The 13,937-nt window shown below is 51.0% G+C and carries 15 protein-coding genes and 1 pseudogene; 7 read left to right on the top strand and 9 right to left on the bottom strand.

All coding sequences use genetic code 11. The annotated features are described in order from the left end of the window. Positions 1-136: 136 nt before the first annotated feature. From glnL to OGY13_RS00330, 3 genes are all read left to right on the top strand, one after another. Positions 137-1,186 (top strand): nitrogen regulation protein NR(II), encoded by a 1,050-nt coding sequence (gene glnL, locus OGY13_RS00340; protein WP_008786986.1) that lies wholly within the window; start codon positions 137-139, stop codon positions 1,184-1,186. A 10-nt stretch (positions 1,187-1,196) separates the two neighbouring features. Then, positions 1,197-2,606, top strand: coding sequence for a nitrogen regulation protein NR(I) (glnG, locus tag OGY13_RS00335; RefSeq protein ID WP_003825317.1), 1,410 nt, complete (start codon positions 1,197-1,199; stop codon positions 2,604-2,606). Between the two features lie 112 nt (positions 2,607-2,718). Continuing rightward, positions 2,719-2,829: a YshB family small membrane protein gene (locus OGY13_RS00330; RefSeq protein WP_020996121.1), complete on the top strand. Its 111-nt coding sequence runs from the start codon at positions 2,719-2,721 to the stop codon at positions 2,827-2,829. 87 nt (positions 2,830-2,916) lie between these two features. On the opposite strand, the gene hemN is transcribed toward OGY13_RS00330, so the two are convergent. From hemN to OGY13_RS00315, 3 genes and pseudogenes are all read right to left on the bottom strand, one after another. Then, positions 2,917-4,290: an oxygen-independent coproporphyrinogen III oxidase gene (gene hemN, locus OGY13_RS00325; protein ID WP_032950661.1), complete on the bottom strand. Its 1,374-nt coding sequence runs from the start codon at positions 4,288-4,290 to the stop codon at positions 2,917-2,919. Between the two features lie 188 nt (positions 4,291-4,478). Then, positions 4,479-4,988, bottom strand: a complete 510-nt coding sequence (yihI, locus tag OGY13_RS00320) for a Der GTPase-activating protein YihI (RefSeq protein WP_003028627.1) — start codon at positions 4,986-4,988, stop codon at positions 4,479-4,481. 168 nt (positions 4,989-5,156) lie between these two features. Further along, positions 5,157-5,342 (bottom strand): annotated as a pseudogene (locus tag OGY13_RS00315) (hypothetical protein). Between the two features lie 209 nt (positions 5,343-5,551). Here OGY13_RS00315 and yihA point away from each other — a divergent pair. Beyond that, the gene (yihA, locus tag OGY13_RS00310) at positions 5,552-6,184 is read left to right on the top strand and encodes a ribosome biogenesis GTP-binding protein YihA/YsxC (protein ID WP_008786982.1); all 633 of its coding nucleotides are present in this window, start codon (positions 5,552-5,554) and stop codon (positions 6,182-6,184) included. A gap of 119 nt (positions 6,185-6,303) precedes the next feature. On the opposite strand, the gene spfP is transcribed toward yihA, so the two are convergent. The 3 genes from spfP to OGY13_RS00300 all read right to left on the bottom strand — a co-directional run bounded on the left by spfP (position 6,304) and on the right by OGY13_RS00300 (position 9,855). After that, the gene (gene spfP, locus OGY13_RS25085) at positions 6,304-6,351 is read right to left on the bottom strand and encodes a small protein SpfP (protein ID WP_071892919.1); all 48 of its coding nucleotides are present in this window, start codon (positions 6,349-6,351) and stop codon (positions 6,304-6,306) included. A 166-nt stretch (positions 6,352-6,517) separates the two neighbouring features. After that, positions 6,518-9,304 carry a DNA polymerase I gene (gene polA, locus OGY13_RS00305; RefSeq protein ID WP_048237100.1) on the bottom strand — a complete coding sequence of 929 codons (2,787 nt, stop codon included), beginning with the start codon at positions 9,302-9,304 and terminating at the stop codon, positions 6,518-6,520. Between the two features lie 215 nt (positions 9,305-9,519). After that, positions 9,520-9,855, bottom strand: coding sequence for a hypothetical protein (locus OGY13_RS00300; RefSeq protein ID WP_233899654.1), 336 nt, complete (start codon positions 9,853-9,855; stop codon positions 9,520-9,522). Here OGY13_RS00300 and yihG point away from each other — a divergent pair. Next, positions 9,740-10,603, top strand: a complete 864-nt coding sequence (gene yihG / locus OGY13_RS00295; protein ID WP_286637515.1) for a 1-acylglycerol-3-phosphate O-acyltransferase, YihG family — start codon at positions 9,740-9,742, stop codon at positions 10,601-10,603. The two genes, OGY13_RS00300 and yihG, sit on opposite strands and share 116 nt — an antisense overlap. A gap of 13 nt (positions 10,604-10,616) precedes the next feature. Here yihG and dsbA read toward each other — a convergent pair whose 3' ends face one another. The 3 genes from dsbA to OGY13_RS00280 form a co-directional block, all read right to left on the bottom strand. Beyond that, the gene (dsbA, locus tag OGY13_RS00290; protein WP_213752518.1) at positions 10,617-11,240 is read right to left on the bottom strand and encodes a thiol:disulfide interchange protein DsbA; all 624 of its coding nucleotides are present in this window, start codon (positions 11,238-11,240) and stop codon (positions 10,617-10,619) included. A 16-nt stretch (positions 11,241-11,256) separates the two neighbouring features. Beyond that, complete coding sequence (locus OGY13_RS00285) at positions 11,257-12,243, bottom strand: serine/threonine protein kinase (protein WP_213752519.1); 987 nt, start codon at positions 12,241-12,243, stop codon at positions 11,257-11,259. Positions 12,244-12,319: 76 nt separating this feature from the next. Then, the gene (locus OGY13_RS00280) at positions 12,320-12,589 is read right to left on the bottom strand and encodes a YihD family protein (protein ID WP_003028616.1); all 270 of its coding nucleotides are present in this window, start codon (positions 12,587-12,589) and stop codon (positions 12,320-12,322) included. A 69-nt stretch (positions 12,590-12,658) separates the two neighbouring features. On the opposite strand from OGY13_RS00280, the gene mobA reads away from it, so the two are divergent. Both mobA and mobB read left to right on the top strand, forming a co-directional pair. Next, complete coding sequence (gene mobA / locus OGY13_RS00275) at positions 12,659-13,243, top strand: molybdenum cofactor guanylyltransferase MobA (RefSeq protein ID WP_213752520.1); 585 nt, start codon at positions 12,659-12,661, stop codon at positions 13,241-13,243. Then, the gene (gene mobB, locus OGY13_RS00270; RefSeq protein ID WP_008786976.1) at positions 13,240-13,743 is read left to right on the top strand and encodes a molybdopterin-guanine dinucleotide biosynthesis protein MobB; all 504 of its coding nucleotides are present in this window, start codon (positions 13,240-13,242) and stop codon (positions 13,741-13,743) included. The genes mobA and mobB overlap by 4 nt, the downstream gene beginning before the upstream one ends. Positions 13,744-13,937 lie beyond the last annotated feature (194 nt).

Genomic DNA, 13,937 nt, shown 5'->3' with positions numbered 1-13,937 from the left:
TCTATGTTTGCCAGTCATCTGTAGCCCATCTCTGGATGGGCTTTTTTCTCCACTAACAACCTGCTTTTTCGCGCTTTTTTGATGTAAAAAGCTATAATGCACTAAATTGGTGCAACACTTTTCAGGAGACTGCTGAATGGCAACCGGCACGCTGCCCGATGCTGGGCAGATCCTAAATTCTTTAATCAACAGCATCTTACTCGTCGACGATGAGCTGGCTGTACATTACGCCAACCCGGCGGCACAGCAGTTGCTCGCCCAAAGCTCCCGCAAACTGTTTGGTACACCGCTTCCCGATCTGTTGAGTTATTTCTCCTTAAACATCGGACTGATGCGAGAGAGCCTAGAAGCAGGCCAGGGCTTTACGGATAACGAAGTGACGCTGGTGATAGACAGCCACTCACATATCCTCTCTGTGACCGCTCAGAGGCTGCCTGATGGCCTTATCTTGCTGGAGATGGCCCCTATGGATAATCAGCGCCGTCTGAGTCAGGAACAGCTCCAGCACGCCCAGCAGATTGCTGCCCGCGATCTGGTGCGTGGTCTGGCACATGAAATTAAAAACCCGCTGGGCGGATTACGCGGTGCGGCGCAACTTCTCAGTAAAGCGCTTCCGGACCCGGCGCTGACCGAATATACCAAAGTCATTATTGAACAGGCGGACCGCCTGCGTAATCTGGTCGACCGTCTGCTGGGGCCACAACAGCCCGGCATGCACATCACGGAAAGTATTCACAAAGTGGCGGAACGCGTGGTGGCGCTGGTCTCGATGGAGCTGCCGGAAAACGTCACGCTAATCCGGGATTACGACCCAAGTCTGCCCGAATTACTGCACGACCCGGACCAGATCGAGCAGGTTTTGCTGAACATCGTACGCAATGCTTTGCAGGCGCTGGGACCGGAAGGCGGCGAGATCATTCTGCGCACCCGCACCGCGTTTCAGCTCACGCTACACGGCATGCGTTACCGTCTGGCGGCACGAATTGATGTAGAGGATAACGGTCCAGGTATCCCCTCGCATTTGCAGGATACGCTGTTCTACCCAATGGTTAGCGGTCGCGAAGGCGGTACCGGCCTTGGATTATCTATCGCCCGTAATTTGATTGATCAACATTCCGGCAAAATTGAATTTACCAGTTGGCCGGGTCATACCGAGTTCTCGGTTTACCTGCCTATCAGGAAATAAGGTGACGTTTATGCAACGAGGAATAGTCTGGGTCGTTGATGACGATAGTTCCATCCGTTGGGTGCTTGAACGTGCGCTCGCAGGGGCAGGGCTAAGCTGTACCACATTTGAAAGTGGTAAAGAGGTACTGGACGCGCTGGCCAGCAAAACGCCGGACGTGCTGTTGTCGGATATCCGCATGCCGGGTATGGACGGCCTGACGCTGTTAAAACAGATTAAACAGCGGCATCCGATGCTTCCGGTCATCATAATGACCGCGCACTCCGATCTGGATGCCGCCGTCAGCGCCTATCAGCAAGGGGCGTTTGATTATCTGCCCAAACCTTTTGATATTGATGAAGCGGTGGCGCTGGTCGAGCGCGCCATCAGTCATTATCAGGAACAGCAGCAGCCGCGCAATGTTCAGATCAATGGCCCCACAACCGACATCATCGGCGAAGCGCCAGCAATGCAGGACGTCTTTCGCATTATTGGTCGCCTGTCCCGGTCTTCAATCAGCGTATTGATTAATGGGGAGTCAGGAACCGGTAAAGAGCTGGTTGCCCATGCGTTGCACCGTCATAGCCCGCGCGTCAAAGCGCCGTTTATCGCGCTGAACATGGCGGCAATCCCGAAAGATTTGATCGAATCTGAGCTGTTTGGCCACGAGAAAGGCGCGTTTACCGGGGCGAATACCATTCGTCAGGGGCGCTTTGAACAGGCAGACGGCGGTACGCTGTTCCTCGATGAAATTGGCGATATGCCGCTGGACGTGCAAACGCGTTTATTGCGCGTATTAGCCGACGGACAGTTTTACCGCGTTGGCGGTTACGCGCCCGTAAAGGTAGATGTACGCATTATCGCCGCCACGCACCAGAATCTTGAACTGCGCGTGCAGGAAGGCAAATTCCGTGAGGACTTATTCCATCGCCTGAACGTCATTCGGGTACATCTGCCGCCACTGCGCGAACGTCGGGAAGATATCCCCCGCCTGGCGCGTCATTTCCTGCAGGAGGCCGCCCGCGAACTGGGGGTGGAAGCCAAACAATTACACCCGGAAACCGAGGCCGCGCTCACCCGTCTGGCCTGGCCAGGTAACGTGCGTCAGCTTGAGAATACCTGCCGCTGGTTAACCGTAATGGCCGCCGGGCAGGAAGTACTGATTCAGGACTTACCAACCGAGCTGTTTGAAACCTCTGTGCCAGATGCACCGTCCCATATGCAGCCGGATAGTTGGGCAACGCTATTGGCACAGTGGGCGGATCGGGCATTACGCTCCGGTCATCAAAACTTGCTTTCTGAGGCCCAACCAGAGATGGAGCGCACGCTGTTGACTACCGCGCTACGTCATACCCAGGGGCATAAACAGGAAGCGGCACGCTTGCTCGGTTGGGGTCGTAATACCTTGACGCGTAAGCTAAAAGAACTCGGAATGGAGTGACATATCGTCACTGTGTAAAGATTAATAATTGAGCGCAAATAGCTGCTATTTTGCGCTTTACTGTTCCGATGAGTTAAGTATGATCGTGCCCGACTAACGGGGGGAAGTCATCATGCTGGAATCAATCATTAATCTGCTGTCGAGCGGTGCGGTCGAAAGCCATACGCCACAAACTGCGGTCGCCGCAGTATTGTGCGCAGCGCTGGTTGGACTGTTCAGCTAGCGGGTTCGCCGGGTGGCGCTTCGCTTATCCGACCTACGTATTGAGATTTTCGTAGGCACGATAAGCGAAGCGCCACCCGGAAAAGCGTTAAATCACCCGCGAGAATTGCTGCATCCGCGCTTTCTGGCGCAGATACGCATCGAAGCACATGCAAATATTACGGATCAGCAGACGGCCCTTCGGCGTGACCTGAATCCCCTTCTCATCGACATCCACCAGCCCATCCTTCGCCAGCGGTGCCAGCAGTTTCAGGTCTTCGGCAAAATAGTCAGCGAAGTTCAGATCCCATTGCTGTTCCACAGCGGCATAGTCGAGGCGGAAGTTGCAGATCAGGAGCTTAATAACATCCCGACGAATGCAGTCGTCACGGGTCAGGGCAATTCCGCGCCACAGCGCGTCCCCCTGCTCGTCTACCTGCTGATAATAGCGCTTCAGCTCTTTCTGGTTCTGCGCGTAGTTGTCACCAATCATACTAATGGCTGACACGCCCATTCCCAGCAGATCGGTATCACCCTGGGTGGTATAACCCTGGAAATTACGATGCAGCACACCCTTGCGTTGAGCAATGGCCAGTTCGTCATCCGGACGGGCAAAGTGATCCATGCCAATGAACTGATAGCCAGTTTCGGTCAGTGAAGAGATGGTTTCCTGCAGGATATCCAGCTTCTGCTGCGCGCTGGGCAGGTCGGCATCTTTAATTTTGCGCTGAGCGGCAAACAGCGTCGGCAGGTGCGCGTAGTTAAAGACACTCAGTCGGTCTGGATTCAGCTCAGCAACGCGTTTCAGGGTGAAGGCGAAACTTTCTGGCGTCTGTTTTGGCAAACCATAAATCAGATCGATATTCGTTGAAGTAAAACCGATCTCACGCGCATGATTCAGCAGCGCAAAGATGAATTCCTCATCCTGCTCACGGTTCACCAGGCGCTGAACTTCTTTATTGAAGTCCTGCACCCCCATGCTCAGGCGGTTAAAACCTTCAGCGCGTAAATGATCGAGCACATCCAGCTCAATTTCTCGCGGATCCACTTCGATCGAGATTTCAGCGTCGTCGTTAAAGTTAAAGTTGCCACGCAGCAGCGACATCAAACGACTGATTTGCGCTTTATTCAGGTACGTTGGCGTGCCGCCGCCCCAGTGCAGCTGACTGACATGGCGTCCGGCGAACAGCGGTGCGCGATGAATAATTTCTTGTTCTAAGACATCGAGGTATTGATCGGCTTTATGCTGCTGGCGAGTCACGACCTTGTTACAGCCGCAGAAATAACACAGCTTGTGGCAGAATGGGATGTGAACGTACAGCGAGAGAGGACGCTCAGGATAACGCGCCACGGCCTTTAGAAATGCCTCAGTGCCGTAGTCTTCAGAAAACTCCAGCGCGGTCGGGTACGAGGTATATCGTGGCCCGGAATAGTTATATTTCTGGATCAGGGCCAGGTCCCAGTCTATTAACTGCTCTGACATGCTCACTCCTTCCGATGGCGTCTCTGGCGGGTACGGCGTACCGACTTAACCCCAGTACGGGTGATAAGTCGGTTGCGCAGCCACTTCTGTCGCCGCGACAACCGCTGTAGTTTAACGAATAACCACACCAGATAACATATAACCGGAAGGGTTATAAGCAGGACGGGAAGACCCACGGTGTAAAACCGTTAGTTGCCGCCTTTCAGCAGGCGCATCATGTCTTCCTGCTTTTCTTCTTCTTCCTCTTCTTCCTCGTCATCGTAAGAAAGACCCAGCTTTTGCATCAGCTCATCGATGCGATCCAGCTTGGCATCAACCCAGGACTGATCTTCCGCGCTCAGGGTTTCTCCTGCTTCAAGACGCTCCAGCAGCGCATCCAGGCGCTCATCCGTTTCCAGTAAATCCAACTCAGCCTGTGGTGAAAGCATAGGTTTCTCACTCTTCGGTTTGTGCTGTTTGGTGACTTTTTCGGTCACGCCCAATGGAATGGGGGTTTTGCTGCCAATACGAGGATCTTTTTGCTTATTTTGGTTTCCGCCACCAGATGCGCCTTCGCTACCGGACGCACGGCTACCTGCCGCATGACCACGGTGTTTTTTCTGGCGCTTACGGTCGCGAGCTTCCTGGTTAATTTCTTCGCGTGTTTTACGACGCGCTTTTGCAGGACCTTTACCGCGTGGTGTAGAAGTTGGTTTCATCATGATTCGTCTTTGGCTGTTTTATTCAGTATATAATTGCGCCGGAATCTAGCAGAAATAAAGAAAAAAGGCGACAGAGTAATCTGTCGCCTTTTTTCCTGACTCTCAACCCTTACGGGCTCTACAATCCCTGTTGGCTATCAACACACCCTGTTTTTCCCTTAGCCTCTAACATTCCGTGTTGTTTCCATTTCCTTTTACTAACGTCTCCGGACGTTTGTCTTCCTGACAATCCTGTGTCTTCGCCTCCTGGCGCTCCTGACCCTCATCCTGAGTCGTCTATCCTTTCAGCTTCCTCGCTATGGATGCTACTTTACCGTTTTGGTTTAAACGTACAAGTAACCTGGGTAACAATTTCTGATTTTAAGAATAGCGCCCAAATGTAACCATATGATTTATTTTAGTTCTGTCATTTTTTACTCTGTCATCTCGTATAGAAACTGTCGGCAATGTCTCACAAAGCGCGAGGTTTTTACTTACACAGCTCACTCGTCGAAAAACCAGCCTTTTGCTGGGGTTCAGGTATAATCGCTGCAAAGCCCTGATTGATGGAGAGGACTGCTTTGACTAACTTGAATTATCAACAGACGCACTTTGTAATGAGTGCGCCTGATATTCGCCACTTACCTTCCGATACCGGTATCGAAGTGGCTTTTGCTGGCCGTTCCAACGCAGGCAAATCCAGTGCGCTAAATACCCTGACGAATCAAAAAGGTCTGGCGCGTACATCTAAAACGCCGGGTCGTACTCAGCTCATCAACCTGTTTGAAGTCGTTGACGGCAAACGCCTGGTCGATTTGCCAGGATACGGTTATGCCGAAGTTCCAGAAGAAATGAAGCGTAAATGGCAGCGCGCGCTGGCTGAATATCTGGAAAAACGTCAGAGCCTGCAAGGTCTGGTGGTACTGATGGATATTCGTCACCCGTTAAAAGATCTCGATCAACAGATGATCCTATGGGCAGTTGAGAGCAACGTTCAGGTTCTGGTACTGCTGACTAAAGCAGATAAGCTGGCCAGCGGTGCACGCAAAGCGCAGCTGAATATGGTACGTGAAGCCGTACTGGCATTTAACGGTGATGTGCAGGTAGAAGCATTTTCATCGCTGAAAAAACTGGGTGTGGACAAACTGCGGCAAAAACTGGATAGCTGGTTTAGTGAACTGGCACCGGTTGAAGAGGTGCAGGAAGGGGAATAACCCACCGATATGCCGGATGACGCCGCTGCGCGTCTTATCCGGCCTACAGCATGTGCAAAACTTTTCTTTCGCACAATAAAAAACGCCCCAGTCATTACTGACTGGGGCGGCTAAAATATTCAGCCAAATCCGATTACGTGAAGTAAAAGGTCTGAAAGATAGAACATCTTACCTCTGTACCCTACGAGAATAACTTTACTCTTTTTTGAGCAGCTCAGAAAGCACTTTTTGTAATTTTTTTTCATTCCTTACATAGGGAATTCTAATGGACATCACAAAAAGCTCTCTCTTATGTTGCTTAGTTACGAAATAGGAGCGTTATTAAGTAAACCCTTAGTGCGCCTGATCCCAGTTTTCACCACTCCCGACTTCCACTAGCAACGGCACGTCAATCTGAGTCTCGTTTTCCATCAGTTGGTGGATCTTTTTGGAGACGCTTTCCAGATCATCTTTGTGCACTTCAAACACCAGTTCATCGTGTACCTGCATGATCATGCGCACGCGCGGTTGCTCGGTTTGCAGCCATCCATCCACGGCAATCATGGCTCGTTTGATAATGTCTGCAGCAGTTCCCTGCATCGGGGCGTTAATGGCCGCACGTTCAGCACCAGCGCGACGAGCACCATTACTGGATTTAATATCCGGTAAATAGAGACGGCGACCTTCCAGCGTTTCTACATAGCCTTGCTCTTTCGCCTGAGCGCGGGTGCGTTCCATGTATTCCAACACACCAGGGTAGCGTTCAAAGTAGAGATCCATGTACTTCTGTGCTTCTTTGCGCGGAATATTCAACTGGCGCGCCAAACCAAAGGCGCTCATCCCGTAGATCAAACCGAAGTTAATGGCTTTAGCGCTGCGGCGTTGCTCGCTGGTCACAGAATCAAGCGGTAAACCAAAGACTTCTGCCGCCGTTGCGCGGTGAATGTCTTTCCCTTCGGCAAACGCGGTAAGCAGACCTTTATCACGTGAAAGGTGCGCCATGATACGCAGTTCAATCTGTGAGTAGTCCGCAGAGACAATCAGGTAGTCTTCTGGCGCAATGAACGCCTGACGAATACGACGACCTTCATCATTACGTACCGGGATGTTTTGCAGGTTTGGATCCGTTGAAGACAAGCGCCCGGTGGCAGTAACCGCCTGATGGTAGGAGGTGTGCACGCGCCCGGTTTTCTTGTTAATCATCAACGGAAGCTTATCCGTATAGGTCGACTTCAGTTTTGCTAAACCACGATATTCCAGGATCACTTTCGGCAATGGGTAATCCAGCGCGAGCTCTTCCAGTACCTCTTCCGACGTTGATGGCGCGCCGCCAGGGGTTTTCTTCAACGGCTTAATACCCTGCTTTTCAAACAGGATAGTTTGCAGTTGCTTAGTGGAAGAGAGGTTAAACGCTTCTCCGGCGATCTCGTGCGCTTTTTGCTCCAGCTCATTCAAACGCAGCGTCAGCTCTTCTGAATGCTTGTGCAGAACAGCCGGATCGATTTTCACACCGTTGCGCTCAACGCGAGACAAAACCGGCACCAGCGGCATATCGATATTTTCAAAGACGTTCAACGGCCCTTTATGCTGCTGCAATTCTGGCCACATCTTCAGATGCAGCTGTAGCGTAACGTCGGCGTCTTCCGCAGCGTAACGACCAGCCTCTTCCAGTGCTATCTGGTTAAAGGTCAGCTGGTTTTTGCCTTTTCCGGCGATCTCTTCAAAGGTGATGGTTTTATGTTTCAGCCAGCGGTCCGACAGGCTGTCCATATCGTGTCGTCCAGCGACGCTGTTAAGAATGTAGGATTCGAGCATGGTGTCAAAGGTGATGCCGCGCAGCTCGATGCCATAGTTCGCCAGGATGCCGCGATCGTACTTCAGGTTTTGCCCGACTTTGTGCGCGTTCTCATCTTCCAGCAGCGGCTTTAGCAGCTCCAGCGCACGGTCGCGCGCGATCTGGTCAGGGGCATCCAGGTAATCGTGGGCAACAGGAACATACGCCGCCACACCCGGTTCAATGGCAAAAGACAGGCCAACCAGATTCGCGGAAATGTTGTCCAGGCTGTCAGTTTCAGTATCGAAGGCAAAGACAGGTGCTTTTTTCAGCTTAGCGATCCACTCTTCCAGCGTCGCTTCGTCCAGAATCGTCACATAGTTTTCATACGAAAGAACCGTGGCCGGCTCCTCAGGCGTTTCATCGACGACAATAGTTTCTTGCGGTTTTGCCGCCGGCTTCGTCCCTTTCGCCTGTAGCCATTTACCCGCTTCAACGTCGGTAACCCAACGTTTAAATTCATACTGTTTAAACAGGCCAAGCAGTTCTTCTGCAGCGGGCTGACGCACTTCCAGCTGCTCACAGGTCAATTCCAGCTCAACATCGGTTTTGATGGTAGCCAATTGATAAGAGAGGTACGCCACCTCTTTATTCTGCTCAAGTTTGCCCGCCATGGTTTTCGCACCACGGAAGGTCAGCCCCGCTATTTTGTCTGATTCGGCATAGAGGGTATCCAGCCCACCCAGCCCCTGCAGCAGTGCCTGAGCGGTTTTTTCGCCTACGCCTGGAACGCCAGGAATGTTATCTGAGGAGTCACCCATTAGCGCCAGGAAATCGATGATCAGTTCCGGCGGGACGCCGTACTTATTTACCACTTCATCCGGGCCGAGGATCGTATTGGTCATGGTGTTGATAAGGGTGATATTCGGTGTCACCAACTGAGCCATATCTTTATCACCGGTGCTAATCAGCACCGGGCGACCGATCTTCTCTGCTTCCCGCGCCAGCGTACCGATAACATCGTCCGCCTCCACGCCAGAAACAGCCAACAGTGGCAGCCCCATCGCCTTTACCATCGCATGCAGAGGTTCAATCTGCGCACGCAGATCGTCCGGCATCGGTGGGCGGTGAGACTTATAATGTTCGAATAATTCATCACGGAAGGTTTTACCCTTGGCGTCGAATACCACCGCTGCATGGGTTGGTTGATATTGCAGAATCAAGCTACGCAGCATGTTGAGGACACCGTACATCGCGCCCGTAGGTTCTCCTGCGCTGTTAGTCAGCGGTGGGAACGCGTGGTATGCGCGATACAGGTAAGATGAGCCATCTACAAGGATAAGTGGGTTTTCTGGGATCTGAACCATAATGTCCGTGCCTGTTTATCAGATTATGGGTAAAGGATGCCACAGACAGGATGAAAACATGAGTTTTTCGCCGCATTTGTCGAAAAACTTTTGCAGATCTTCTGCTTTGCTCGCAAAGATAGCTGTGGATAACTTTGTGAATAAATAATTTTCAGCTCTTTAAATATAGCAAGGCAATTAATGCTCCATTGTATTTATACAACATTTTCAATTAGTTAAATAAACTCACGGCATTTTATTCCATTTTTACAGCTTATATCCTGATGTGGATAGATATTCTCTTTTTTTCTATTCAGGGAAGATCCATCATTTGGTTCGTTTTCTGATAAAATCAGCCCCTTGCGCCTCTTTCGCGCACTGTCTATGGCTAACCTTTTGAATAATTTAATTATGACGAGAATACTCGCTGCGATAACGCTGTTGCTGAGTATCGTATTGACCATATTGGTCACGATTTTTTGTTCTGTGCCGATCATCCTTGCCGGGGTTGTGAAACTCCTTTTGCCCATTCCTGTCATCTGGCGCAAGGTTTCTGTCTTCTGTAATTTCATGATGTACTGCTGGTGTGAAGGTCTGGCGCTACTGCTGCACCTTAATCCACGGCTGAAGTGGGATGTTGAAGGGCTGGAAGGTCTTAGCAAGAAAAACTGGTATCTGCTCATTTGTAATCATTACAGCTGGGCCGATATCGTTGTGCTTTGCGTTCTGTTCCGTAAGCACATCCCGATGAATAAATATTTCCTCAAGCAACAGCTGGCCTGGGTGCCCTTTATTGGCCTGGCTTGCTGGGCGCTGGATATGCCGTTTATGAAACGCTATTCACGTGGCTATCTGCTTCGCCATCCGGAACGCCGTGGTAAAGATGTCGAAACAACCCGTCGTTCCTGCGAGAAGTTTCGCGTACACCCGACAACCATTGTGAATTTTGTCGAAGGTTCGCGCTTTACCAAAGATAAACGTGAGCAAACCCGCTCACCCTATCAAAACCTGCTCCCACCCAAGGCGGCAGGTATTGCGATGGCATTAAACGTACTGGGGTCACAGTTCGATAAAATGTTGAACGTCACGTTATGCTATCCGGAAAACAGCAGTCGGCCTTTCTACGACATGCTGAGCGGTAAGCTAACGAGGATTGTCGTGCGGGTGAATCTGGAGCCAATCCATGAAGAGTTACACGGTGATTACGTGAACGATAAGGCATTCAAGCGCCGCTTTCAGCTGTGGTTGAATACGCTGTGGAGTGAGAAAGACGCGCAGCTCGACGCGATTAAAGCCGCAAATAAAAAAGCCGGTCAGTGACCGGCTTTTGCTTTTACTTCTGACCGACCAGGTATTTCACGGTATCCGCATACTGTTGTACAAAGATATCCATGCTGCTGGTATCCATGCCCTGCGGGTTGACCTGATATTTGCCATTCACGAACATCGCCGGAACGCCCTGCAGCTGTAAATCAGCCGCTGCTTTTTCCTGCTGTGCCACGAGAGATTTCACTACGAAGCTGTTCCATGCCGCATCATAGTCTTCGCCTTTAATACCCGCATCGACAAACACTTTACGGATGTCAGCAACAGACTGAACGGTCTGCGTTTTCTGAACGCCTTCAAACAGCGGAACAGTAACCTGATCTTCAACACCCAGCGCCATAGCAACCGCCCATGCCTGCGTCAGATCTTTGCCCAACGGCCCGAGAAACTCGACGTGGTATTTGGTCATCTTGGTGCCTTCCGGCAGTTTTTTCTTCACGTTATCAGATACATGAAGCACTTCTTCAAACTGGTAGCAGTGCGGGCAGTAGAAGGAGAAGAACTCCAACACTTGCGGTTCACCCGCAACTGGCTTTTCCAGAGTGATGTATTGTTTACCATCCTGGAACTGCGCTGCAGATGCGCTAAAAACTAAGACCATACCAGCCAGCGCCAGCCATATTTTTTTCATGTTCAAGTTTCTCCGATTAATACATTGGCGTTAATTGTAAGGGGGGCTCTTGCAGAATTTTTGCCTGCTCAATAAAGGTCGCGGTCTGACGATGCCAGTAATCTTCCCCGGTTAACCACGGGAAGTTTTTTGGGAACGCAGGGTCAGCCCAACGTCGAATCAGCCAGGCAAGATAATAAACTAAACGCATAGCGCGTAAAGGTTCTATCAGTCCGATTTCAGAGATGTCGAACTCACTAAACTCTTCATAAGCCTCGATAATGGTTTCTAGCTGCATGCGTTGTTCAGCTTTATCACCATTGAGAAGCATCCATAAATCCTGAATAGCCGGACCATTGCGGGCATCATCTAAATCGACAAACATCGGGCCATCGCGCCACAGAATATTACCGGCATGACAATCACCGTGCAGGCGTAACGCAGTAAAACGCGTATGCCAGCGTTCGGTAACCACCGCGATAAGCGCATCCGTTGCCTTCAGGAAAGCCGCTTTTTGCCCTGATGGGATAAGCTGTGCGTGTTCAAAAACTTTACGCGGCTCAGTCAGGTATTCTTCAAGGCCAATCGTCGGTCGGAAGGCAAAAGTACTCTTGGATCCGGTCTGGTGCATACGCCCGAGATAGCGCCCGACCGCCTCCATCTGATCGATGTTGTCGGCCTCAAACTGGCGCCCACCGACGCTGGGGAAGATCGCATAATGGAAACCCTGATGGCTTAACAGCGTTTGGCCGTTCAGTACCAACGGCGCAGCTACCGGGACTTCATCGCTTACCAGTTCCAGAGCAAACTGGTGCTCTTCCTGGATCTGATCGACAGACCAACGTTCAGGGCGATAAAACTTAACGACAAAGCGTCGACGGTCTTCGTCCTGGAATTGATAGACACGGTTTTCATAGCTGTTAAGCGGGGTAAGCCCGGAATCCACCCGGATCCCCTGCTCAAACAGTGCATCCATGATGGTATCCGGGTGTAGCGTCTGGAAATTAAAAGCGTTGTCGTTCATCCCATCATCCGGAAAATACTACGAATGATTCAGGATATCATTTCGCAGCGCTTTCGGTGGCGGCGATTACAAGCTTTTACTCTTTAATTACACCACGAGCGCGGAGTAGTGCGGTTTTAAAATCTTCTTCATAATCTTTCTGAATACCTGGGATGACAGCATCCTTCGCTGAGTCTCGCATTTTCAGGTGATAGATCAGAATGTCATCAGTTAAATCCGCCAGTTCGCCGTCAAAACCTGACTCTTGCGCCAGTTTCTGCAAAAATTGCATCAGGTTAAGATCGGGTTCCTTCTGCCAGGCAGGCTGGAGGAGTTCAATAACTTCATTCAGACGTTTACATTTCATGGTTGTGCTCCTTAGGCTCAATACAGATACGTTAGCAGGGTCAATCCCACATTAAAAGAGGCGATATCAGTGATTCTGGATAGTGCAATAACAGGGGTTGTGCTGGCTGGCGGTAAGGCCAGACGGATGGGTGGAATCGATAAAGGTCTGCTTGAACTGGACGGTAAACCTCTTTGGCGGCATGTGGCCGACATTCTCGCTTTGCAGGTCGAAACCGTGGTGGTTAATGCCAATCGCCACCGGGATATATACCAGCAAAGCGGCCTGAAAGTTATTCCCGATTCCTTGGCCGATTTCCCTGGCCCACTGGCCGGGATGCTATCGATATTCCTGCAGCAAACGGGGGAGTGGTTTCTGTTTTGCCCGTGCGATATGCCCTATATTCCTCACGATCTGGTCGCTCGTCTAAAAGAGCAACGTAAAGCTGCACCCGTTGTCTGGGTGCATGATGGGGAAAGAGATCACCCAACCATTGCGCTGATGCACCGCTCGATGCAGCCTTTGCTGCAGGATTATCTTCAGTCCGGTGAACGACGTGTCATGGTCTTTATGCGTCTGGCTGGCGGCCATGCCGTCGATTTCAGCGATCATAAAGATGCGTTCGTAAACGTGAACACCCCCGAAGAGCTTGCAAAATGGCAGGATAAATCATGATCCCATTACTCGCCATTGCGGCATGGAGCGGCACGGGAAAAACCACGCTGCTCAAAAAGTTGATCCCGGAACTACGTGCCAGAGGTATACGTCCCGGATTGATTAAGCATACCCATCACAATATGGATGTCGACAAGCCCGGTAAAGATAGCTATGAACTGCGCAAAGCCGGTGCAGCACAAACGCTGGTCGCCAGCCAGCAACGTTGGGCATTAATGGTAGAAACACCGGAAGAGCCCGAACTGGATTTAGCATATCTGGTAAGCCGGATGGATGCAGCGACGTTGGATCTAGTGCTGGTTGAAGGGTTTAAGCATGAACCTGTCGCTAAGATCGTGCTTTTTCGCGACGGTTGCGGGCATAGCCCTGAAGAATTGGCGATAGACGAATATGTTATCGCGGTTGCCAGTGATGTTCCGCTGGCGGTGGATGTTCCATTGTTAGACATCAACGACATACAGCAAATTGCTGATTTTGTTACGCAATGGATAAGATGGTAACCGTGGTGTTGTGATGAGCCTGATGCGCTGCGCTTATCAGGTCTACTGAAACGCATTCACTGACGGGCTTTTGTAGGCCGGATAAGGCGGCACGCCGCATCCGGCGGTTTTCATCCCGCACAGACGCAAAAAAGCCCATCCGTCAGGATGGGCTTCTTCACTTTATTTGATGCCTGGCAGTTTATGGCGGGCGT

The organism is Citrobacter sp. Cpo045 (assembly GCF_030332875.1).
Lineage (GTDB): Bacteria > Pseudomonadota > Gammaproteobacteria > Enterobacterales > Enterobacteriaceae > Citrobacter > Citrobacter portucalensis.
The sequence above is the reverse complement of the archived record's forward strand: the minus strand, read 5'-3'. Positions and strand labels throughout refer to the sequence as shown.